The organism is Humitalea rosea (genome assembly GCF_003253705.1).
GTDB lineage: Bacteria > Pseudomonadota > Alphaproteobacteria > Acetobacterales > Acetobacteraceae > Humitalea > Humitalea rosea.
On sequence record NZ_QKYU01000044.1, the window covers coordinates 1 to 21,893 of the forward strand.

General features: G+C 70.2%; 25 protein-coding genes. 11 read left to right on the plus strand and 14 right to left on the minus strand.

The window, feature by feature from the left end; genetic code table 11:
* The 3 genes from C8P66_RS22445 to C8P66_RS22455 form a co-directional block, all read right to left on the minus strand.
* Window positions 1–569, minus strand: a 569-nt coding sequence (locus tag C8P66_RS22445; RefSeq protein WP_111400546.1) for a putative toxin-antitoxin system toxin component, PIN family, incomplete at its 3' end; no start/stop codon positions are given.
* A 176-nt stretch (window positions 570–745) separates the two neighbouring features.
* A complete protein-coding gene (locus C8P66_RS22450) occupies window positions 746–997 on the minus strand; it encodes a hypothetical protein (RefSeq protein ID WP_111400526.1) in 252 nt (83 codons plus the stop codon).
* A 71-nt stretch (window positions 998–1,068) separates the two neighbouring features.
* Window positions 1,069–2,181 (minus strand): S-(hydroxymethyl)glutathione dehydrogenase/class III alcohol dehydrogenase, encoded by a 1,113-nt coding sequence (locus C8P66_RS22455; protein WP_111400527.1) that lies wholly within the window; start codon window positions 2,179–2,181, stop codon window positions 1,069–1,071.
* A gap of 80 nt (window positions 2,182–2,261) precedes the next feature.
* Between C8P66_RS22455 and C8P66_RS22460 the strand changes: the two genes are divergently transcribed.
* On the plus strand, window positions 2,262–3,449 hold the full coding sequence (locus C8P66_RS22460) for a BaiN/RdsA family NAD(P)/FAD-dependent oxidoreductase (RefSeq protein ID WP_111400528.1): 1,188 nt from the start codon (window positions 2,262–2,264) through the stop codon (window positions 3,447–3,449).
* 32 nt (window positions 3,450–3,481) lie between these two features.
* Complete coding sequence (gene purU, locus C8P66_RS22465) at window positions 3,482–4,342, plus strand: formyltetrahydrofolate deformylase (RefSeq protein ID WP_111400529.1); 861 nt, start codon at window positions 3,482–3,484, stop codon at window positions 4,340–4,342.
* Window positions 4,343–4,386: 44 nt separating this feature from the next.
* On the opposite strand, the gene C8P66_RS22470 is transcribed toward purU, so the two are convergent.
* From C8P66_RS22470 to C8P66_RS22480, 3 genes are all read right to left on the minus strand, one after another.
* A complete protein-coding gene (locus C8P66_RS22470; RefSeq protein WP_111400530.1) occupies window positions 4,387–4,923 on the minus strand; it encodes a hypothetical protein in 537 nt (178 codons plus the stop codon).
* Between the two features lie 206 nt (window positions 4,924–5,129).
* Window positions 5,130–5,597 (minus strand): peptidase S1, encoded by a 468-nt coding sequence (locus C8P66_RS22475; RefSeq protein ID WP_111400531.1) that lies wholly within the window; start codon window positions 5,595–5,597, stop codon window positions 5,130–5,132.
* An 85-nt stretch (window positions 5,598–5,682) separates the two neighbouring features.
* Window positions 5,683–6,630, minus strand: a complete 948-nt coding sequence (locus tag C8P66_RS22480) for a Gfo/Idh/MocA family protein (RefSeq protein ID WP_111400532.1) — start codon at window positions 6,628–6,630, stop codon at window positions 5,683–5,685.
* Window positions 6,631–6,807: 177 nt separating this feature from the next.
* Here C8P66_RS22480 and secD point away from each other — a divergent pair, with 177 nt between their 5' ends.
* The 4 genes from secD to C8P66_RS22500 all read left to right on the plus strand — a co-directional run bounded on the left by secD (window position 6,808) and on the right by C8P66_RS22500 (window position 11,661).
* Complete coding sequence (gene secD / locus C8P66_RS22485) at window positions 6,808–8,394, plus strand: protein translocase subunit SecD (protein ID WP_111400548.1); 1,587 nt, start codon at window positions 6,808–6,810, stop codon at window positions 8,392–8,394.
* 5 nt (window positions 8,395–8,399) lie between these two features.
* Entirely contained in the window at window positions 8,400–9,368 is a 969-nt protein-coding gene (gene secF / locus C8P66_RS22490; RefSeq protein WP_245903746.1) for a protein translocase subunit SecF, read from the plus strand.
* Window positions 9,365–10,369 (plus strand): tripartite tricarboxylate transporter substrate-binding protein, encoded by a 1,005-nt coding sequence (locus C8P66_RS22495; protein WP_146423032.1) that lies wholly within the window; start codon window positions 9,365–9,367, stop codon window positions 10,367–10,369. Before secF ends, C8P66_RS22495 begins: the two co-directional genes overlap by 4 nt.
* Before the next feature lie 104 nt (window positions 10,370–10,473).
* Window positions 10,474–11,661 carry an EAL domain-containing protein gene (locus C8P66_RS22500; protein ID WP_158537356.1) on the plus strand — a complete coding sequence of 396 codons (1,188 nt, stop codon included), beginning with the start codon at window positions 10,474–10,476 and terminating at the stop codon, window positions 11,659–11,661.
* 13 nt (window positions 11,662–11,674) lie between these two features.
* Here the strand turns inward: C8P66_RS22500 and C8P66_RS22505 are convergent, their stop codons facing one another.
* A complete protein-coding gene (locus C8P66_RS22505; protein ID WP_111400535.1) occupies window positions 11,675–12,844 on the minus strand; it encodes an iron-containing alcohol dehydrogenase in 1,170 nt (389 codons plus the stop codon).
* A 227-nt stretch (window positions 12,845–13,071) separates the two neighbouring features.
* Between C8P66_RS22505 and dps the strand changes: the two genes are divergently transcribed.
* Window positions 13,072–13,557 carry a DNA starvation/stationary phase protection protein Dps gene (gene dps / locus C8P66_RS22510; RefSeq protein WP_211314244.1) on the plus strand — a complete coding sequence of 162 codons (486 nt, stop codon included), beginning with the start codon at window positions 13,072–13,074 and terminating at the stop codon, window positions 13,555–13,557.
* A gap of 24 nt (window positions 13,558–13,581) precedes the next feature.
* Here the strand turns inward: dps and C8P66_RS22515 are convergent, their stop codons facing one another.
* Both C8P66_RS22515 and rpsD read right to left on the minus strand, forming a co-directional pair.
* On the minus strand, window positions 13,582–14,385 hold the full coding sequence (locus C8P66_RS22515; RefSeq protein ID WP_111400537.1) for a hypothetical protein: 804 nt from the start codon (window positions 14,383–14,385) through the stop codon (window positions 13,582–13,584).
* A 115-nt stretch (window positions 14,386–14,500) separates the two neighbouring features.
* The gene (rpsD, locus tag C8P66_RS22520; RefSeq protein ID WP_111400538.1) at window positions 14,501–15,118 is read right to left on the minus strand and encodes a 30S ribosomal protein S4; all 618 of its coding nucleotides are present in this window, start codon (window positions 15,116–15,118) and stop codon (window positions 14,501–14,503) included.
* 211 nt (window positions 15,119–15,329) lie between these two features.
* Between rpsD and C8P66_RS22525 the strand changes: the two genes are divergently transcribed.
* Entirely contained in the window at window positions 15,330–15,539 is a 210-nt protein-coding gene (locus C8P66_RS22525) for a hypothetical protein (protein WP_111400539.1), read from the plus strand.
* Between the two features lie 7 nt (window positions 15,540–15,546).
* On the opposite strand, the gene bfr is transcribed toward C8P66_RS22525, so the two are convergent.
* From bfr to C8P66_RS22550, 5 genes are all read right to left on the minus strand, one after another.
* A complete protein-coding gene (gene bfr / locus C8P66_RS22530) occupies window positions 15,547–16,047 on the minus strand; it encodes a bacterioferritin (RefSeq protein WP_111400540.1) in 501 nt (166 codons plus the stop codon).
* Window positions 16,048–16,080: 33 nt separating this feature from the next.
* Window positions 16,081–16,287 (minus strand): (2Fe-2S)-binding protein, encoded by a 207-nt coding sequence (locus tag C8P66_RS22535; protein ID WP_111400541.1) that lies wholly within the window; start codon window positions 16,285–16,287, stop codon window positions 16,081–16,083.
* A gap of 56 nt (window positions 16,288–16,343) precedes the next feature.
* Complete coding sequence (gene recQ / locus C8P66_RS22540) at window positions 16,344–18,197, minus strand: DNA helicase RecQ (protein ID WP_111400542.1); 1,854 nt, start codon at window positions 18,195–18,197, stop codon at window positions 16,344–16,346.
* Between the two features lie 11 nt (window positions 18,198–18,208).
* A complete protein-coding gene (locus tag C8P66_RS22545) occupies window positions 18,209–18,604 on the minus strand; it encodes an OmpA family protein (RefSeq protein WP_111400543.1) in 396 nt (131 codons plus the stop codon).
* 119 nt (window positions 18,605–18,723) lie between these two features.
* The gene (locus C8P66_RS22550; protein ID WP_211314245.1) at window positions 18,724–18,981 is read right to left on the minus strand and encodes a SemiSWEET family sugar transporter; all 258 of its coding nucleotides are present in this window, start codon (window positions 18,979–18,981) and stop codon (window positions 18,724–18,726) included.
* Between the two features lie 48 nt (window positions 18,982–19,029).
* Between C8P66_RS22550 and C8P66_RS22555 the strand changes: the two genes are divergently transcribed.
* Genes C8P66_RS22555 through lpxB form a run of 3 tightly spaced genes read left to right on the plus strand, consistent with a single transcriptional unit; the run spans window position 19,030 to window position 21,772 of the window.
* On the plus strand, window positions 19,030–19,647 hold the full coding sequence (locus C8P66_RS22555) for a GNAT family N-acetyltransferase (RefSeq protein WP_211314246.1): 618 nt from the start codon (window positions 19,030–19,032) through the stop codon (window positions 19,645–19,647).
* Complete coding sequence (locus C8P66_RS22560; RefSeq protein ID WP_111400544.1) at window positions 19,644–20,630, plus strand: carbon-nitrogen hydrolase family protein; 987 nt, start codon at window positions 19,644–19,646, stop codon at window positions 20,628–20,630. Before C8P66_RS22555 ends, C8P66_RS22560 begins: the two co-directional genes overlap by 4 nt.
* Entirely contained in the window at window positions 20,627–21,772 is a 1,146-nt protein-coding gene (lpxB, locus tag C8P66_RS22565) for a lipid-A-disaccharide synthase (RefSeq protein ID WP_111400545.1), read from the plus strand. Before C8P66_RS22560 ends, lpxB begins: the two co-directional genes overlap by 4 nt.
* The last annotated feature ends 121 nt before the right edge of the window (window positions 21,773–21,893 follow it).

The following is a 21,893-nucleotide window of genomic DNA, read 5'->3' on the forward strand; positions in this document are numbered from 1 at the left end:
ACGGGCTGCGACGCCCCAGGGCCCTGCGGCCTTTCACCCGCCACCGCACCACCAACGCTAGCCGATGCCGGCGCGGATGAGCCAGACTTACAAGGCGCCTCGGCACCAATCTGGATCTCGCGCCGGCGCAGGTAGTCGGCCGGGGACAGTATGGCCACGCCTCGCCAGCCATTGAGGACCAGAAGATCCTGGTCGCTCGACACGATGGCGGCGGCGTCGGCAGCGAGGGCAAGCTCGAGGTATTTATTGTCCTTAACGTCGCGGCAATCCGTGACGGCGATGCCGGGATCGAAGACCTGCGCGGCGGCGGCAAGCACCGCAAGAATTAACTCCGCCCGGGCTGCGTAGTGTCGAAACCTCGGTCGCGCGAAGACGCTGCGGACTTCCTCCTCGACCGGCTTCGACAGGCAGATGATGTCCCGCAACCGCGCCAACTCGAGCGCGCGTTCAGGAACCGAGCCCTGCTTCAGCAACGCGCCCACCAGCGAACTGGCGTCAAACACGACCCGGGCGGTGGCTTCGGAGAAAGGCGGCAAAGGCATGATCAACCTCCGAATGCGAAACAGCATCCGCTGGGTTGTCCATGACGTGTCACGCGGCTGGTTGCCCTTCGGGCCAGCCGCCCTCGCATCCGGGCCTTTGCGTCAGCTTTGATATTTCCGGCATCCAGATCGACGAACTGGCTGTCAATCCCGCTTTGGCCGCCGGTGGCAGATACGGACCGACCGACCGGCCGGGCGAGGTATCACGCGGGGCGAGACCGGCGCTCCGCATTGTACGCCTCAAGCTCCGCGTCGATCTCCTCATCTGTCAGCTCGTCGCGGCGTACTTCGGCCTTCAGCTCGGCAATAAGGGCAACGAGCGGGTCGCGGCCGGCGCTTGTCGGCCGCAACAGATCACTCACGAGGCGCCCCACGCTCTGAAGCTTCTCGGCGTCGCCGAGGGCATCGGCCGCCTCCCGCGACAGCGGGATCGGCACCATGACGATTTCGTTCATCCGCGCCTCCTAAGGCTGCGGCTCCAGCTAGCGCAGGAGGCGCAGCGCTTCGCAAGTCAATCCGGACGCCCCTAGTACACCACCACGCTGCGGATGCTCTCCCCCGCATGCATCAGGTCGAACCCCTCGTTGATCTTCTCCAGCGGCATGACATGGGTGATCAGCGGATCGATCTGGATCTTTCCTTCCATGTACCAGTCCACGATCTTCGGCACGTCGGTCCGTCCGCGCGCGCCACCAAAGGCGGTGCCGCGCCAGTTGCGCCCGGTGACAAGCTGGAACGGCCGCGTGCTGATCTCCTGCCCCGCCGCGGCGACGCCGATGATGATGCTCGTGCCCCAGCCGCGATGCGTGCATTCCAGCGCCTGGCGCATCACCTGCGTATTGCCGATGCATTCGAAGGAGTAATCCACCCCGCCGTCCGACAGGTCCTGGATCGCCTGCACCACCTTGTCGCGGCCGACGTCATTCGGGTTCACGAAATGCGTCATGCCGAAGCGGCGGGCCATGGCTTCCCGCGCCGGGTTCAAATCCACGCCGATGATCTTGTCCGCACCCGCGATGCGGGCACCCTGGATCACATTCAGCCCGATGCCGCCGAGGCCGAAGACCGCGACGTTTTCGCCCGGCCGCACCTTGGCGGTGTTGATGACCGCACCAATGCCGGTCGTCACGCCGCAGCCGATGTAGCAGATCTTCTCGAAGGGCGCGTCCTTGCGGACCTTGGCGAGCGCGATCTCGGGCAGGATCGTGAAATTGGCGAAGGTGCTGCAGCCCATGTAGTGCATCACATCCTGCCCCTCGCAGCGGAAGCGCGTGGTGCCGTCCGGCATCACGCCCTTGCCCTGGGTGCCGCGGATCGCGGTGCAGAGGTTCGATTTTTGCGACAGGCAGGTTTTGCAGTTGCGGCATTCGGGCGTGTAGAGCGGGATCACGTGATCGCCCGGCACCAGCGACGTGACCCCGGCGCCGACCTCGCGCACGATCCCGGCCCCCTCATGGCCCAGGATCGCGGGGAAGATGCCCTCGGGGTCCAGCCCCGACAGGGTATAGGCATCGGTGTGGCAGATGCCGGTGGCCATGATCTCGACCAGCACCTCGCCGGGCTTCGGCCCGCCGATCTCGACGGTGCCGATGCTCAGGGGCTCACCGGCTTTCCAGGCGATGGCGGCGCGTACCTGCATGGGGACCTCCTGTGTGGCAGGCCGAGATGCGTCGGGGGGCGCGGATCGTCAAGCTTCGGCAGCCTGGGCTAGACTGGGGGATGACCTCTCCCCTTGATGTGCTTGTGGTGGGCGCAGGCCCCGCCGGGCTGATGGCCGCCGAAACCATGGCCGCCGCCGGCCTGCGGGTCGCCGTGGCCGATCGGATGCCGAGTCCGGCGCGCAAATTCCTGCTGGCCGGACGCGGCGGGCTGAACCTGACCCATAGCCGCCCGCTGCCCGGGTTTTGCGACGCCTATGGCGCGGCCCGCGCGCCGCTGGCGCCGATCATCGACGCCTTCCCCCCCGCCGCGCTGATCGCCTGGTGCGAGGGGCTGGGGCAGCCGGTCTTCACCGGCTCCAGCGGCCGGGTGTTTCCGACCGCCATGAAGGCCTCGCCGCTGCTGCGGGCCTGGCTGGCGCGGCTTGGCGGGCTTGGGGTGACGCTGCTGGCGCGGCATGCGTGGCGGGGCGGCGATCGCTTCGCGACGCCCGGGGGCGAGGTGTCCCTGCCCTCGCGGGCAAAGGTGCTGGCGCTCGGCGGGGCCTCCTGGCCGCGCCTCGGCAGCGATGGCGGCTGGGTCTCGCTGCTGCCCGGCGTCGCGGTGGTGCCGCTGGCGCCGAGCAATTGCGGCTTCGCCATCGAGTGGTCGGAGCATCTGCGCGGCCGCTTCGCCGGCACGCCGCTGAAGCGCATCGCGCTTTCCTTCAACGGCCGCACCGAACGCGGCGAGGCGATGCTGACCGCGACGGGGATCGAGGGTGGCGCGGTCTATGCCCTCTCCGGCCCGCTTCGCGACGCCATCGCCGCCGGCGGGCCGGTCACCGCCATGCTCGACCTGCGCCCCGACATCGCGCGGGACGCTCTGGCGGCGCGGCTGGCGGAGCGGCGCGGGCAGTCGCTGTCCAACCACCTGCGCCGCGCCGCCGGGCTGCCGCCGGTCGCGATCGGGCTGGTGCAGGAGGCGCTGCGCGGCGGCGCCGATCCGGGGGACCTTGCCGGGCTGGTGAAGGCGCTGCCGCTGCGGCTGCTGGCAGCGGCCCCGATCGCGCGGGCGATCTCCTCGGCCGGCGGGATCGCCTGGAGCGAGGTTGACGAACATCTGATGCTGCGCGCGCATCCGGGCATGTTTGTCGCGGGTGAGATGCTCGATTGGGAGGCGCCGACCGGTGGCTTCCTGCTCCAGGCCTGCTTCGCGACCGGGCGCGCGGCGGGCCTCGGCGCGGTGGACTGGCTGCGCCGGGCTTGACCGGGGGCGCGGCGCGGCGGAAAGGCGCCGGCATGAGCACGCGATACGCCCTGACCCTCTCCTGCCCCAATCGTCCGGGCATCGTTGCCGCCATCGCCGATGCGCTGTTCCGCCGGGGGTTCGACATCCAGGCGGCGCATCAGTTCGACGACCCGGCCTCGGGGCGTTTTTTTATGCGCACGGTGTTTGTCGCGGCGCGTGAGGAGGCCGATTTCCCGGCGCTGACCGAGGAGTTGGAGGGGCTGCGCGCCCGCTTCGGCATGAAGCTCGCGCTGCGCGACCAATCGGTGCCGCGCAAGGTGATGATCCTGGCCTCGAAGTTCGACCATTGCCTGGTCGATCTGCTCTATCGCCACCGTATCGGCGAATTGCCGATGGCGGTGACCGCCGTCGTCTCCAACCACCCGCGCGAGAGCTATGGCGGGCTCGACCTAAACGGCACGCCCTTCCACCACCTGCCGGTGACGCGTGAGACGAAGATGGAGCAGGAGGCCGCACTCTGGGCGCTGGTGCAGTCCACCGGCACCGAACTCGTGGTGCTCGCCCGCTACATGCAGGTGCTGAGCGATGCGCTATCGGCAAAGCTCTCGGGGCGCTGCATCAACATCCACCATTCCTTCCTGCCGGGGTTCAAGGGCGCCAAGCCCTATCACCAGGCCTATGCCCGCGGCGTGAAGCTGATCGGTGCGACCGCGCATTACGTGACCGCCGACCTCGACGAAGGCCCGATCATCGAACAGGACGTGGAGCGGGTGACGCATGAGGCGACCCCGGAGGAGATGATCCGCCGCGGCCGCGACATCGAGCGCCGCGTGCTGTCGCGCGCCGTCGCCTGGCATCTGGACGACCGCGTGATCATGGACAGCAAGCGCACGATCGTCTTCGCGCAATAGACAGCCCAGGCGGCGAGGATCGCCTCGCCGCCCGGCCTTGGGGCTCAGGGGCCGGCGACGGAGTTGACCAGGGATTCGATCAGCGTATCCACCGCCGCGCCGTAGGCCGCATGCCCCTTGGGCGAGGCCCAATAGGTCACGTGCAGCGTCCGTTCCGGCGCGTTGGGGCGCGTCTCCTTGGGGATGATCAAGAGGTAGCGCAGATTGGTCGGCTCGCCATTCCAGGTTGCCGGAAGCCGCATCCCGACAATCGGAACCGAATTCAGCACATTCGTCGTCGTTGTCGGATCGCCGGTGATGACGATGTTCTGCTCGGCGTAATAGGCGAAATGCTCCGCCAGGACCGCATCCGCGTCCGTCGAGGGATAGAGTTCGACGAAGAGGATGATCTCCTCGTCGCGGGTCGCTATCTGCAGACCGCGGTCAACCGGGGTCACCACCCAGGCATTGGGCACGTCCATGCGGCCGACGACCGCGCCGGGCACGGCATTGACCTGGCGCGCCTCGGCCAGGGCCGGGGCCAGAAGCAGGGCGGAGGCGAGTAGGCAAGAGCGCAGCAGGGCAAGTGAAATTGGGCGCATGTAAGCCTCCAGAAGTTCCGACCCTGTACCCAAGAAAACGAGGCACCGCCATCGGTGGGGCGCCTTACGGTCGTCCCATCTTCCCCTGCCCTCAAAGCGAGCAGGCTGTGGCGCGGGCGACACCTGCCAGGCCCGCGACAGGGGGCGACCAGCATTCATGGACAGCGAGCGGACGATCGTCTTCGCCCCATGGGCCGGCTACGGCCTCAGGGAATGATCTCGGAGATCCGCAACTGCGCCGGCACGCTCTGGCCGCGCTCGTAATGTCCGATCCAGATGTCGTACTGGCCGGATTGCGGATTGCGGAACACGATGCCCGGATTGGTGCCGTTGAAGTCGTCGTTGCAGGCCCATTGCCCGTTCGGCAGGTTCACGACCAAGGTCACATCCGCCCGTGAGACAGCCGAGAGGACCAGCGGCAGGCCCTGCCCGGCGCGATAGTTCAGCCGCACATCGGGGGCATTGGCGATGGTGCCCAGGCATTCGGCGCCCCCCAGCCGTTCCGCCGGCACGGTGCCCCCGGCGGTGACATTCACCACCGTGGGGTCCGGCGCGAAGTTGGAAGAAAGGTTTACCGTCCCGAACGAAGGGGGGCGGTTGAAATTCTGGGCAATGGCCGGTGCGGCGATGCCCATGCCGAGCACGGCCACGGTGATGAACCTATGAACCTTCATATAATTTCTCCGCTTTTCATTGCCGGCGCGGCCAAAGCGGCAGACCCGGACGACCACGCTGAGTACAATTTTGGATTACGGCAAATTAAAGGGTAGTGACTGCCGCCACCGCCGCCTCGATCGACAGCGCCACCGCCAGCGCCCGCCGCCCCGCCGCGCCATCCACGACCAGCGGCGCGCCATCCAGCACGGCCGCGGCGAAGGCGGTCTGCTCGGCGTCCAGGCTGTCATGATCGGTCCAGCCGGCGCGGTCGATGCCGCTGCCGGGCATGGTCGCGACCGGCTCCGCCCCGCCCCGCCGCAGCACCGACAGGCTGCGGTTGAGGAAATCGACCGAGGTCTCGCCCTCGGTGCCCAAAATCCGCAGCCGCCGCTCCAGCGCCAGCGAGACGCGCGAGCCGGTGATGGTCGCGGCCCGGCCGCCGGAGAAACGCAGCCGCGCCACCACGAAATCCGGCCGCTCGCTGGCGACGGCAGACCCCACCGCCTCGATCGCCTCCGGCATCTCGCCGGCCAGTTCCAGGATCAGGTCGATGTCATGGATCATCAGATCCAGCACCACGGAGACATCCAGGCTGCGCGGACGGAAGGGGGCGGCGCGCACCGCCTCCCAGGACAGGTCGCGCCCGCCGCGCGGCGCCTCGACCACGGCCCGGAACGCCGCGGAGAACCGCTCGATATGCCCGACCGCGAGGGCCAGGCGTTTTTCCGCCGCCAGCGCCACCAGGGCATCGGCCTGCTCCAGCGTCGCCGCGATCGGCTTTTCCACCAGCACCGGCTTGCCGGCGGCGAGCGCCATCCGCGCCAGCTCGAAGTGAAACGCGGTGGGGGCGGCGATGATCAGCGCATCGGCGCAGGCTACCAACGCCTCCGGCGCCATGGCGGGCACGCCGGTCTCGGCCGCGACCAAAGCGGCACGGGCCGGGTCGGCGTCATGCACCCCGACCAGCCGGGTGCGGGCGCCGCTGGCCGCCTTCAGCGCGTGAAAGCGGCCGAAGTGGCCGGTGCCGAGAATGCCGAGGCCGAGACGCATGGCGCGAAAATCCGGATCAGTGGAGGGGTCGCGGGCGGTATGGGACGCCGCCCCCCGCCTGTCCAACCCAAGGGCCCGCTTGCATGACCGGAGCCGCTTCGCCATGTTCCGGCGCGAATGACCGCCCGCATCTCCGCGGCCGGTCCAAGTCGCATGTCGGAAAGCCGGTTCCAGGCCATGATGTATTTCGCGCGGTGGAAGATCACCGCGATCCTTTCGGTCTGCGTCCTGGGGCTGCTCGTCTGCATCCCGAACCTCGTGCCCCGCGCCTCGCTGCCCGGCTGGTTCCCCACGCGGCAGGTCAACCTCGGCCTCGATCTGCGCGGCGGCTCCTATTTGCTGCTGGAGGTCGATGTGAACGCGGTGGTCCGCGAACGGCTGGAGGGGCTGGCCGATGGCGCCCGCACCCGGCTGCGCGCGGCCAATATCGGCTATGTGAACCTCGCCGCCGACCAGGCGCAGCGCCGCCTCGCCTTCCGCGTCCGCGACCCGGCCCAGGTGCCGGCCGCGATGGCGGTGATGCGGGAGCTGGGCAATCCCGTCGCCCTCGGCGCCGGCGCCACCGCGCCGGATATCGAGGTCGCCTCCAGCCCCGATGGCACCGTCAGCGCGACGCTGACCGAGCCCTCGCTGCGCGCCAAGGCGAGCGGCGCGGTGGAGCAGTCCATCGAGATCGTCCGCCGCCGCATCGACGAGACCGGCGTCTCCGAATCGCTGATCGCGCGCCAGGGGCAGAGCCGCATCCTGGTGCAGCTCCCCGGCGTCGAGGACCCCAACCGCATCAAGCAACTGCTCGGCCAGACCGCGCGGATGACCTTCCATCTGCTGGATGAAACCGCCAACCCGACCGCGGCCTCCCCGCCGCCCGGCGTGCAGTTCCTGCCCGGCGACCGCGACGGCCAGCGCTACGCCGTGCGCCGCCGGGTCGAGGTCGATGGCGCCAACCTCTCCAATGCCCGCGCCGGGCAGAACGGGCAGACCGGCGAATGGGTGGTGAACTTCACCTTCGACAGCATCGGCACCCGCCGCTTCGCCGAGATCACGCGGGCCAACGTCAACCGCCCCTTCGCCATCGTGCTGGATGACAAGGTCATCACCGCCCCGGTGATCCGTGAGCCGATCACCGGCGGCTCGGGCCAGATCAGCGGCAGTTTCTCCGCGCAGACCGCCAATGACCTTGCCGTGCTGCTGCGCGCCGGCGCCCTGCCCGCGCCGCTGACGGTGGTCGAGGAACGCACCGTCGGGCCGGAGCTTGGGGCGGATGCGATCCGCGCGGGCATGATCGCGCTGAGCGTGGGGACGCTCTTCGTCTTCCTCTACATGGGCCTCGCCTATGGGCTGTTCGGCTGGTTCGCGAATATCGCGCTGCTGGTGAACCTCATCCTGCTCTGCGCCTGCCTGACCCTGCTGGAGGCGACGCTGACCCTGCCCGGCATCGCCGGCATCGTGCTGACGCTCGGCACCGCGCTCGATGCCAACGTGCTGATCAACGAACGCATCCGTGAGGAGACGCGCAACGGCCGCTCGCCGCTGAATGCGCTGGAGACCGGCTTCAGCAAGGCCTCCGGCACCATCATGGACAGCAATCTGACCAATCTGATCGCGATGGCCTGCCTCTATGGCTTCGGCTCGGGGCCGGTGAAGGGCTTTGCCGTGACCGTGGCCATCGGCACCGTGGTGCAGATGTGGACCGCGACGACCCTGGTGCGGCTGCTCGTCTCGATCTGGTACCGCACCCGCCGCCCCCGCACGTTGCCGGTATGATCGCCATGTTCGAACGTCTCTCCCGCCCGCTGTTCCGGCTCGTGCCGGACAACACGCATATCCCCTTCATGCGCGGCCGCATCGCGGGCCTTGCCTTCTCGGCGCTGCTCTCGGTCGCCTCGGTGGTGCTGGCGATCACGCCGGGGCTGGAAAAGGGCATCGATTTCAAAGGCGGCATCACCATGGAGGTCCGTACCCCGGGCCCCGCGGACCTGCCCACGATCCGCACGGCCCTCGCCCGCCTGCCCTTCGGCGATGTGGGCGTGCAGCAGTTCGGCGACCCGACCACCCTGCTGCTGCGCCTGCCGACCCAGGGCGAGGAGGCCCAGACCCAGGCCGCCGTCGCCGCGACCCGCAGCACCATCGAGCAGGTCGCCCCCGGCGTGCGCATCCTGCGGGTGGAGGCGGTCGGCAATCGCGTGTCGGACGAGCTGTTCCAGGGTGGCATGATCGCGCTCGGCCTGAGCCTGCTCGCGATGATGCTCTACATCTGGTTCCGCTTCGAATGGCAGTTCGGCGTCGGCGCCGTGGTCACGCTGATCCTGGAGGTGACCAAGGTCATCGGCTTCCTCGCGGTCACGCGGATCGAGTTCAACCTGACCACCGTCGCCGCGGTGCTGACGATCGTCGGCTTCAGCGTGAACGACAAGGTCGTGGTCTATGACCGGATGCGGGAGAACCTGCGCCGCTTCAAGACCATGCCGCTGCGCGAGTTGATCGACCGTTCGATCAACGAGACGCTGAACCGCACCCTCGGCACCTCGATGACCCTGCTGCTGGCAGCCTTGCCGCTGGCCCTGTTCGGCGGTGACACCCTGGCCGGCTTCGCCTGGTGCATGCTGTTCGGCATCGTGATCTCGGCCTCCTCCTCGATCTTCATCGCCGCCCCGATCCTGCTCTTCCTCGGCGAGAACCGGCTGCGCCGGGGCACCGAGGCGGTGGCGGCCCCGGTCAAGGCGGCCCCGCGCACGTGAGCCCGGCGCCGGCTGGGGCCGAGCCGCGGCGGCGCGCGCTTCTGGCACTTGGGCTTGGTCTCGTGGCGGCCCCCGCGCTGGCCCAGACGCCCCCCGATCCCCCTGTCCCCGGGGTGAAATCCCGCCCGGCCCGCAGCCTCATCCTGATGGTCGGCGGGCCCGCGGGGGGGGCCGCCGACCGCTGGGCGCGGGGCTTCGCGCCCTATCTGGAACGGCAACTGCCCCGCGCGGCGCTGGGGGTCGAGGCGGTGCCCGGCGAGGGTGGCCTCACCGCCATCCGCCGCCTGTTGGAGGCGAGCACCGAGGCCCGGATGATGGGCACGGTCTCGGCACCGCTGCTGATCTCCCGCGCGGTCGAACTTGGGCAGACCTCGCTGCTGAGCGGGCTGGACTGGCTGGCGGCGGTATCGGACGAGCCCGTCGTGCTTGTCACCGCCGTCCGGCCCGGAGGGGATCTGGCCGCCTTCCGTGCCATGGGGGAGGCGGCGACGCTCGGCCTGCCGCCGCCCGGCACGGCCGCGGCCCTGTTCGGCGATGCCTGGATGCGGTTGTCGCCCGCCAGTCTCCTGCATTTCCCTTCGGCCGCCGCGGCGCGGCAGGCAGCCCTCGCCGGGAATGTCGCGGCCGCCGCGGTCGCGCTGACCGAGGCGATCGGGGCCATTCGCGAGGGGCGGCTGGAGCCGCTCGGCCTGGCCAGCGCCAGCCGCTGCCCGCTGCTGCCCGAGGTGCCGACCCTTATGGAACAGGGCATTCCATTGATAGCCGGGGCGCAGCGCGGCTTCGTCCTGCCCCCCGGCGTGCCGCCCCGGATACGCGAACGGCTGGTGGCCGCCCTGCGCGCGACGGTGGAGGACCCCGAGTTTCGGGCCCGCGGCGATTCGGCGGGGTTCGTGCCCCGATTCATCGCGCCGGAGGTCTGGTCCGCCCAGATCACCGCCTCCATCGAGCGGCTTGGTCGCCGTTGGGCGGAAGAACCCTGGCAAATCAATGCGCGAGGCTAACGGTCGCAACCATGCGGCGTGCTTTTTTAGAATATTTAGACAAATTACTGGATGCACCCCTCACCTTGTCCTAGATTGCAAGGATGGAACTGGGAGACTCACCGATGCCCTGGCGTGTTCGCAAAGCACCGGCGAGCGCCACGGCCAAGCCAGCCGGTCACCTCGCCGCTGACGAGGCCCTGTTCGTGCTGGCGCGGGACCGGCAGGTCCATGCCGCGACCGAAGGCGCCGCGCGCCTGCTGTCCGCCCAGCCCCCTCGCGATGCCGGCTCCGTCCGGGAAGCCCTTGCCCGCATCATGGCGCCCGGCCGGCGCACGACCCGCCTGGTGATGGAAGTAGGTGCGGCTGGGTTGCATTGGCCCGCGCTGCTCGCCGTCGCCTCCGATCCCTTCGCCCCCGGCACGCTGGTGCTGATCCAGCCCGACGGCACCCCGGTGCCCTTCGGCGTCGGCAGCGCGGAGGCCGCCGAGGCCCCGATCGCCGCCGCGCTGACCAGCCTGCCCGGCAACCTTCCGACCGATGTTGCGGAGGATGCCGAAGATCTGCTGCGTGGGTTGAAGCAGGGCGAGATCGTCCTGCGCTACCAGCCCATCGTGCGCCTGTCCGATGGGCGGCCGATGCTGCTGGAGGCGCTGGCCCGTTGGCAGCGCCTGACCGCGCCGCTGCCGCCCGATGCCTTCGTGCCCCTTGCCGAGCGCAGCGGCCTCGGCCGTGCGCTTTCGGTGGTGGTGGCCCGGCGTGCCGCGGCCGAACTCGGCGCGCTGCGGCCGGGGTTCAGGCAGCCGGTGTCGATCAACCTGCCGCTCGGGGTGCTGCTGGAACAGGACACCGTCTCCTGGCTCGGCGGGGCGCTGGAGGGCACCGGCATGGTGCCCTCCGATCTGGTGCTGGAGCTGACCGAGACCACCCCCATCCACGACCTGCCGCTGCTGCGCCGGGCGCTGACCCGCCTGCGCCGGGCCGGGCACCGGATCCTGCTGGACGACATGGCGCTGGACGACGGGCGGCTGCTGCTGCTCGGCCTGCCCTTCGATGGGGTCAAGATCGACCGCGATTTCACCGCCGCCCTGCCGCATAGCCACCGCGCCCGGGCCGCCGTGCGGAACATCGTCCGGATCGCCCATGCCAAGGGGATGACCGTGACCGCCGAGGGCGTCGCGGATGCCCGGCTATGGCGGGCGGTCGCCTCGCTCGGCGTCGATTACGCCCAAGGCTGGGCGGTCGGGCGGCCCTTGCCGGCGCCCGCCCTTGGCGCCTGGCTTTCCTCCTGGTCCAGCGGCACCCTCAACTGAGGGCGCCAGGCCTTCAGTTGCCGAAGGCCTGCCGGTACAGCTCCATGATCTCCGCCGCATCCGGCACGCGCGGGTTGTTGGCCGGGCTGCCGCTGGCCAGCGCCTGGGCCGCCATGGTCGGCAGCAGCCGCGCCCAGGCATCGGCCGGGATGCCATAGGCGGCCGGGGTCGGCACCCGCAGCTCCTCGTTCAGCGCGCGCAGCTCAGCCAGCAGGGCCGCGCCGGCGGCCGCGTCACTGTCCCCTGCCCCGGCGATGCCCATCACCCGCGCAGCCTCGGCATAACGCCCCGCGGCGGCGCCGAGGCCGAATTCGGTCACGACCGGCAGCAGCATGGCGTTGGACAGGCCGTGCGGCACATGGAAATGCGCCCCGATCGGCCGGCTCATCCCATGCACCAGCGCGACCGAGGCATTGGAGAAGGCGAGCCCGGCCAGCATCGCGCCGGCCATCATCGCCTCCCGCGCCGCCGCGTTGCGGGGCTCGTGATAGGCAAGGCGCAGGTTCGGCGCGATCAGCCGCATCGCCGCCCGCGCGTAGTCATCGGAGAAGGCATTGGCGCGGCGGGAGACGAAGGCCTCCAGCGCATGGGTCAGGCTGTCGATGCCGGTATCGGCGGTGATGCGGGGGGGCACCGAGACCGTCAGCTCGTAATCCACCAAGGCCGCGGTCGGCAGGGCGCCGAGCCCCGCGATCAGCATCTTCTCGTCCCGCACCGCATCGGTGATGACGGTGAAGCGGGTGACCTCGCTGCCCGTCCCCGCCGTGGTGGGGATGCAGACCAGCGGCAGCGCGCCGCGATCGGCCACGGCCGGCGCCTTGAAGCCCGCAATCGCGGCGCCCTCCGGCGCGGCGGCCAGGATGTTGATGGCCTTGGCGGTGTCCATGGGGCTGCCGCCGCCGAAGCCGATCAGCGCGTCGCAATCGGTCGCGCGCAGCGCCGCGAGCCCGGCCAGCACCACCGTATCGGTGGGGTCGGGCACGGTGTCGCTGAAGATGCGCGCCTGGATCCCCGCCTCGGCCAGCGGCGTCAGCAGCCGCTCGATCATGCCGGAGCTGACCATGAAGGGATCGGTCACGATGAAGGGCCGGCTCGCGCCGAGGGCCGCCAGCACCTCGGCCACCTGGGCCACGGCGCCGGCGCCGATGCGGATGATGCGGGGCACCGCCAATGTCACGATCATGCGTCTGATCCTCCCTGGCCCTTGGCTTACAAGCCTGCCGCGAAGGGGACCAGATGCGCGGGCGCAGTCCCGCAACCTTGGTCCCGTTTTGACGTTTTTGAACGCATGCCGAACAGCATATCCCCACACCGCATGCCCGCTGCATCCAAGCAGCAGGGCTTGAGGGCTGCGCCCTTCGGGATGCACCCTATCTCTATGTCACAATCGAACCGATGAAGGACCGATCCATGGCGAAGCTGCGCACGACCCGCAACGACCTCGGCGACAATGCCAAGAAGATCTCGACCGAAGTGCTGAACGCGACGCTCGCGGACATCATGGACCTGAACAATGCCGTCCATATGGCGCATTGGACCGTGAAGGGCCCCTCCTTCAACAGCCTGCATCTGCTGTTCGAGAGCTTCTACAACCAGCTCGCCACCCAGCTCGACGACGTGGCCGAGCGCTGCGTGCAGCTTGGCGGCAAGCCCAATGGCACGACGCAGCTGGTCGGCGAGAAGACCCGCCTGGCCCCCTACCCGGCCGACATCACCCTCGGCCTCGACCATGTGGCGGCGCTGACCGACCGCTATGCGGCACTGGCCAAATCCGTCCGCGAGGGCATCGACGCCACGGATGAAGCCGGGGATGCCGATACCGCCGACCTGCTGACCGGGATCAGCCGCTCGCTCGACAAGGCGCTGTGGATGCTCGAATCCCACCTCGAAAAGTAAGCCGCGAGGGCGGTATGGCGGCGATCACGCCGTCATGCCGCCCCGGCGCCAGATGCTGAAGGCGCTGAAAACCACGCCGCCGAGGGCGACCAGGGCGGCGATGCCGCCCGCTATCTCCACCCGGAACTCCTGCACCGCATGGCCATCGGCCCCGGTGACGCCGACACCGGCCAGGCCGAAATCGGCCAGCGCCACGGCGACCAGCGCCCAGCCGGCGGCCAGCACATACCAGGGATCGCCCTGCGCCCGCCGCAGCACCACCGCCGCCATCCCCCCCGCCAGCAGCACGATCAGCGCCGAGAGCCAGGGATCGGGATCGAGCCCCGTCGCCTTCAACGCGCCGGCGAGGTTGGCGAAGACCGCGGCCGTGACCCAGCCCGCGAAGAGCCCGAGGAAGGGGCGCAGCAGCCAGCGCGCGAAGGCGCCCTCCGGCAGGCGGCGCGCCTCCGGCAGGAAGGCCCAGAGGGCGGCGGCGACGCCGCCGGCCAGCACCGCCACCAGATGCAGCCCATTGGCGGTGAATTCGGCGAGCAGCATCCACAGCACGTTCAGCGCGAAGGCGAGCGCCAATGGGCGGCGCAGGCGCTCGGTCGTCGCATCCTCCAGCCACATCTGCCGCACCGCCCAGATGATCGAGAGCAGGAAGATCGGCGTCCAGATCACGAAGGCATAGGTCGCGGGGCTGGCGGCGGTGGTGCTCGCCGCGGCCATGTCGCCGATGCTGTGGCCGAGGCCGAGGAAAGGGATGGCGCCGGCAACGGGCTGGGCGAGCGCGAGCAGCAGGGTCGCGAGCGGCAGCGTGCGGCGGGGGGGTGTGGGGTCGGTCATGTGGCAGGCCCTGCGAGCGATGGCGCGAGACTAGCGCCAATGCTCGAAAGCCGCATCCCGCCGGGCCGACCAGGCCGGGCGGGAGAGCAGGGGCGAAACCGCCCCCGCGTCCGGATCAGCGCGAGTAGAACTCGACGACCAGGTTCGGTTCCATCTGCACCGGATAGGGCACATCGGCCAGCTTCGGCGCGCGGATGAAGCGGCCGCGCATCGCGCGGTGGTCCACTTCCAGGTATTCCGGCACGTCGCGCTCGCCGGACTGCGAGGCGTCCAGCACCGCGGTCAGCTGCTTGGACTTTTCCTTGACCTCGATCAGGTCATTGTCCTTGACGAGGTAGGACGGGATGTTCAGCCGCTTGCCGTTGATGGTGATGTGGCCGTGGTTCACGAACTGGCGCGCCGCGAACGGGGTCACCGCGAACTTCAGCCGGTAGATCACCGTATCCAGGCGCCGCTCCAGCAGCTCGATCAGCGTCTCGCTGGTGTCGCCCTTCCGGCGGACGGCTTCCTCGTAATACTTGCGGAACTGCTTCTCGCCGATGTTGCCGTAGTAGCCCTTGAGCTTCTGCTTCGCCATGAGCTGAATGCCGAAGTCGGTCGGCTTCTGCTTGCGGCGCTGGCCGTGCTGGCCGGGGCCATAGGCCCGCTTGCCGATCGGGGACTTGGCGCGGCCCCAGAGGTTGACGCCGAGGCGGCGATTGATCTTGTACTTGGATTCGAGACGCTTGGTCATGAACTATGCATCCCCGCGCGGCTGCGTGCCGGCGGACCTTTCGATCGATGTGTCCCGGTAGTCCGTCCAAGGCCACAACCTGCGCTGCGACCAAGGGGGCGGGCGCCAGCCCCGAAGGCTGGTCCACTTTCCCAGGAATGACCGGCGTATGACGGTGGCAGCCGTTCAAGTCAAGCTTGCGGCCGGCCCGGCCCCGGTTTACGCCCCCTCCATGCCAAGCCGTGAAGACATTCTGATCCTCGGCCTCACCGCCGGCACCGTGGGCTCGCTGGTCGGCGGGCTGCTGCTGGGCATCGGCCTGGGCATGGTGACCCAGGGCGCCCATGCGGGCTGGCTGCTGGTATTGCCGGCCGCCCCCATCGCGGGTGGGCTCGGCTATCTGCTGGCGCGGCGGCTGGTGAGCCGCCCGCCAACAGTCTGATCGCCGATCAGCCGGCCTTCTTCTCGGCCTGCTCGGGCGCCGCGGCGCTGTTGAGCTGAATGTACTTCTCGATTCCCATGTTCCGGATCATGTCGAACTGGGTGTCGAGGAAGTCGGCGTGGCTTTCCTCATCGATCAGGATCTTGGTCAGCAACTCGCGCGAGGCGTAGTCGCGCACGCTGTCGCAATAGGCGATGCCCTCGCGCAGATCGTCGAGCGCCTTTTCCTCAAGCTTCTGGTCGCATTCCAGAATCTCCTTCACGTTCTGGCCCACCAGCACCTGGTTCATGCGCTGCACATTGGGCAGGCCGTTGAGCATCAGGATGCGGTCGATCAGCAAATCGGCGTGCTGCATTTCCTCGATCGATTCGGCGTATTCATGGGCGCCGAGCTTGGTCACGCCCCAATGGCGCAGCACCCGCGCATGCAGGAAATACTGGTTGATCGCCGTCAGCTCATTGGTGAGCTGCGTATTCAGATGTTCGATGACCTTGGGGTCGCGCAGCATGGGCCGCCTCCTTGTCCGGGGCGGCCAGTTTACTCAGGCGGGCCGCTCCATCTGTGCCGCGTAGCCCGCCAGGGCCGTCGCGGGCAAGTCGCGCAGCATCGCCAGCATGGCGCGGGCACAGGTGCCGCATTGGGCGCGGCAGCCGCAATGGGCCTGAACCTCAGAGGGGCGACAGGCGCCCTTGCAGGCCGCGTCGCGGACCTGGGTATCGGTGAGGGCGTTGCAGAGGCAGACGTACATGGATGCCGCATTCGCTGTGTTGCGAATGCTTCGCATAACCGCAGGTCAGTTGCAAGTCACTCGCAACCGCGCAGCAGCTCCAGGATCGCCGGCCCATACCGCCCGAGCTTGGACTGCCCCACCCCCGGCACATCGGCCAGCGCATCCAGTGTGCTCGGGTTGCGGGCCGCGATCTCATCCAGGGTGCGGTCGGGGAAGACGATATAGGCCGGCACCCCCTGCGCCTTGGCGGTGGTGCCGCGCCAGCCCCGCAGCGCCTCGAACCGGCTGCCGCGCGGGATGGGGGGGCCTGCGGGCGCGGGCGCGTTGTTGCCGCGCCGCGCCACGGGGGCCGTGACATCGGCGCGCAGGGTCAGGCTCGCCTCCCCCCGCAGCAGCGGCCGCGCGGCATCGGGCAGCACGACATAGACCGGCGGCGCCGGGGCCTGACCCGGGCGTTCCTCGACATGCAGGTCCATCACGCCACGGGCGACCAGTTGCCGGGCCACCGCCCGCCAGCCCTGCACGTCCAGGTCCCGGCCGACGCCGAAGGTCGGCAGTTCGTCATGGCCGAAGCGGAGGACCTTCTCGCTTTTCTCGCCGCGCAGCACATCGGTCAGATGGCCGAGGCCGAAGCGCTGGCCGGTCCGCAGACAGGCCGACACCAATTTTTGCGCGGCCACCGTGCCATCCCAGAGCCGCGGCGGGCTCAGGCAATTGTCGCATTGACCGCAGGGCCCGTCCGAGGGCGTCTCGCCGAAGCAGCGCAGCAGCGGCCGGCGCCGGCATTCGGCGGCCTCGGCGATGGCGATCATGCTGTCCAGCCGCATCCGCTCGATCGCGGTCTGCGCCTCGGGGGCGGCACTTTCGGCGATGCGGCGGCGGGCGATGGCGATGTCGCCGGCGGCATAGAGCAACAGCGCGCGGGCCGGCAGCCCGTCGCGCCCGGCGCGGCCGATCTCCTGATACCAGCCCTCCGGCGATTTCGGCAGTTCGGTATGGCAGACGAAGCGCACATCCGGCCGGTCGATGCCCATGCCGAAGGCGATGGTCGCGCACATGATCACCGCATCCCCGGCGGCGAAGCGCTTATGGGCGGCGCGTTTGTCGGCGGCCTCCATCCCCGCGTGGAAGGGCGTCGCATCCCAGCCATCGCCGCGCAGCCATTCGGCGGTGCGCTCGGCCCGCGCCCGGCTGCCGCAATAGATGATCCCCGCCCCGCGCCCGTCCGAGGCCTCGCGCAGAAAGCTGCGGACCTGCTGGCGTTCGGCGGTGCGCTCGGCGGCCTCGATGCGGATATTGGGGCGGTCGAAGCCGCCCTTGAACACCGGCTCATCCAGCAGCCCCAACAGGCGGCGGATGTCCTCGGCGGTGCGCGGATCGGCGGTGGCGGTCAGGGCAAGCCGCGGCACGCCCGGAAAACGGTCGGCGAGGATGGTGAGCGCGCGGTATTCGGGGCGGAAGTGATGGCCCCACTGGCTGATGCAATGCGCCTCGTCCACCGCGAAAAGGGCGACGCGATGCTCGTCCAGCTCATCCAGCATGCCATCCATGGCCAGCCGCTCGGGCGAGACATAGAGCAGGTCGAGCCGGCCCTCGCGGAAGGCGCGGCGGGCCTCGGCGCGGGCTTCCGGCTCCAGGTCGGAATGCAAAGCGGCGGCGGCGATGCCCTGCTGGCGCATCGCCGCGACCTGGTCCTCCATCAGCGCGATCAGTGGCGAGACGACGACGCCGATGCCCGGCCGGCACAGCGCCGGCACCTGGTAGCATAGCGACTTGCCGCCGCCGGTCGGCATCAGCACGAGGCCGGAGCCGCCGCCGACGACATGATCCACGATCTCGCGCTGCCGCCCCCGGAACTCCGGATGCCCGAAGACCTGGCGCAGAACCAGCTCGGGGTCGGCGGGGCCGCTCCAGGCTTCAGCCGGCATCGCGTCGCTAACTATTGGCCCACGCGTATCTCGACGCGGCGGCTTTCGAGCGGCACGGCGTCGAAGGACACCTCGCCACGCGGCCGCACGGTGATGCGGCTGGGGGCCACGCCCAGGCGGCGCAGTTCCGTGGCCACCACCTCGGCCCGGCGCGCCGAGAGCGCGCGATTCTCGGCCGTGGTGCCATCCGGATCGGCGAAGCCGAGCACGCTGACCGGCGCCGTGGGGTAGTTGCCGGCGAGATCGGCGGCATCACCCACGATCAGCTTGGCCTGCGCGTCCAGCTCGGCGCTGTCGGGCGTGTAGAAGACGATGCGGGGCGGCTGGTCGGCGAGGTTGCCGCGAAACAGCGCGCAGCCCGCGAGCAGCGGCAGGCAGGCAAGGCTGAGCAGAAGCGAGCGGCGCATGGGGGGATCTCCGGCGGAGGCGAAAAGGCGGTCCGTCACACGGGCGCGGAGTCGCATCGCGCCGGACAAGTCCTCTTGGTCGCGTGGCGCGGCCACCGGGTCAAGCAGCGATCGGGCAACTATCCCCGGCGCAGCTTCACCCAGAGCAGATAGAGCGCGAGCGGGCCGGTGATGCCATTGGCGAGCCAGACGCTCGGCGCCTCGATCAGCACCCCATAAACCAGCCACAGCCCCACCCCGGCCACGAACATCGCCAGCATCGGCAGGCTGAAATCCTCGGCCGAGCCGGTGCGCCAGGTCTTTGCGACCTGGGGCACGAAGGCGGTCGTCGTCAGCGCGCCCGCCATCAGGCCGAGCGCCTCGGGCCATGCCATCATCCCACCACCCCTTCCCGCGTTGCGGCCGGCCGCCTATGCAACCAGTCGATGAACAAAGCCATCCGTCCTGCCCTGCGGATCGAGCGCCTTGCGGGGCCGGGTCTGCGCGCGCTGCTGCCCGAGGTCGCGCGGCTGCGGATCGAGGTGTTCCGCGACTGGCCCTATCTCTACGAGGGTGACCAGGACTCCGAGGCGAGGTTCCTGGCCGCTTTCTCCGCCAGCCCCGGCGCCGTTGTGGTGCTCGCGCGGGCGGGGGATGCGGTGGTGGGGGCCGCCACCTGCCAGCCGATGACCGAGGCCCCGGCGGCGGTGCAGGCGCCATTCCTGGCCGCCGGCATGGACCCGGCGCGACTGTGTTATTTTGGTGAAAGCGTGCTGCGCGCCAGCCATCGCGGCCAGGGCGCCGGCGTCGCCTTCTTCGAGCAGCGACTGGCCGCGGCACGGGAGGCCGGGCTGACCCAGGCCGCCTTCTGCGCCGTGCGCCGCGATGCGGCCGATCCGCGCCGCCCCACAGGCCATGCGCCGCTCGACGGCTTCTGGGGCAAGCGCGGCTTCGCGCCCGCCCCGGGCCTCGCCATCCGCATGGGCTGGCGGGAGGTCGGCGGCGGTGCCGAGGTGCCGCATTGGCTGGATGTCTGGCTGCGCGAGCTTGGGCCCGCCGCATGAGCGACGATCCGGACTGGTCCCTGCCCCCCAAGGCCGCACCGCCCCCTGCCCCGGCAGCGGCGCCAGGCTGCGGCCAGGCGGCGGGGGCCCTCGGCCATGGCCACATCCGCCTGGCCCTGGCGCAATGGCCGATCGAGGCGGTGGCCGGGCTCGATGCCTGGGCCGCCAAGCTCGACGCCTGGCTGGCACGCGCCGCCGCGGGCGGGGCGCAGCTCGCGGTGCTGCCGGAATACGCGGCGGTGGAGGTCGCGGCCTCCCTGGCCGGCGCCTCCCCCGCCACCGAGGCGCAGGAGCTGGCCGCGATGGTCGCCGCGGCACCCGCGCTGCTGGAGCGCCTGCGGCGGGCGGCGATGCGGGCGGGGATCTGGCTGCTCGGCGGCAGCCTGCCGATGCGGGGCGCGGATGGCGCGATCCGCAACCGCGCGCCGCTGATCGCCCCGGATGGACGGCTGGCGATGCAGGACAAATGCGCGATGACGCGCTTCGAGACCGAACGCTGGGGCGTCTCCCCAGGCGCCCCGCCGGGGGTGTTCGACACGCCCTTCGGCCGGATCGGGGTCTCGATCTGCTACGACGTGGAATTCCCCAAGCACGTCCGCACCCAGGCCGAGGCCGGCGCCTGGCTGATCCTGGTGCCGACCTGCACCGACACCATGCATGGCTTCAACCGCGTGCGCTTCGCGGCCCGGGCGCGGGCGCTCGAAAACCAGTGCTATGTCGCGATCAGCCCGACCATCGGCCTCGCCCCCTGGTCGGCGGCGCTGGATGAGAATCGCGGGCTGGCGGCGGTTTTCGGCCCGATCGACCGCGGCTTCCCGGAGGACGGCATCCTGGCGCAAGGCGCGCTGGACCGGCCGCAATGGGTGTTTGCCGACCTCGACACCCATGCGCTGGATGCGGTGCGGGCCGATGGCGCCGTGCGCAATTTTTCGGACTGGCCGCGCCGCCCTTTCCCAGCCTGCACAGCCAAGGATTTCGCGTGAGCCTGATCTATCTGATCGCCGGCGAATCCTCCGGCGATGTGCTGGGCGCGCGACTGCTGGCGGCCCTGCGCCGGGCACGGCCGGGGATCGAGGCCGTCGGCATCGGCGGCGACCGCATGGCCGAGGCCGGGCTCACCAGCCTGTTCCCGATGCGCGAGCTGGCGCTGATGGGGCTGCTGGAGGTGCTGCCGAAGCTGCGCGCCCTCTCCCGCCGGCTGGACCAGACCGTGGCCGACATCACCGCCCGCCGCCCGTCGGTGGTCGTCACCATCGACAGCCCGGGTTTTTGCTTGCGCATCGCCGAACGCATCCGCCCGCTCGGCATCCCCATCGTGCATTACGTCGCCCCCCAGGTCTGGGGCTGGCGGCCGGGGCGGGTGAAGCACATCGCCAAGCTGGCCGACCGGCTGCTGTGCCTGCTGCCCTTCGAGCCCGCGTTCTTTCGCGCCGCCGGCCTGGATGCGCGCTTCGTCGGCCATCCGGTGCTGGAATCCGGCGCCGACCAGGGCGATGCCGCGCGCTTCCGCGCCCGCCACGGCATCGCGCCGGAGGAACGCGTGGTGCTGGTGATGCCCGGCAGCCGCCGCACCGAGGTCTCTCGCATGCTGCCGGTCTTCGGCGAGGCGCTGCGCCTGGCCGCCGAGCGTGTGCCCGGGCTGCGGCCGGTGGTGCCGCTGGCCGGGCCGGTGGAGCAGGCCGTCGCCGCCGCCGCATCCGGCTGGTCCCCCGCCCCGATCCTGATCCGCGACATCGGGGAAAAACACGATGCCTTCGCCGCCGCCGCCGCCGGGCTGATCAAATCCGGCACCTCCTCGCTGGAGGTGGCGCTGGCCGGCGTGCCGCTGCTGGTCGGCTACCGGGTGAACCCGGTCACGGCCGCGATCGTGCGGCGGCTGGTGCGGGTGAAATACGCCTCCATCGTCAACCTCCTGGCGGATGCGCCGGTGCTGCCGGAGTTCATCCAGCAGGACTGCACCCCGCCCCGTCTGGCCGAGGCGCTGGTCGGGCTGCTGACCGACCCTGAGCTCGCCGGCGCGCAGATCGCGGCGGCCGCGGCGGTGATGGACCAGCTGCGGCCGCCCGGCGGCGGCAGCCCGAGCGAGGCGGCGGCGGCGGCGGTGCTGGAGTTGCTTGCCGCCTAGCAGTCTGTCGGATTCACTTTGCCTTTCTGATTTGTCAAACTGCGGTTATGGCGACCTTCGTATCCTACAATCGCGACCAGGCATTCCTGTTGCCTCCGGACCTCAAGGCGTGGCTGCCCGA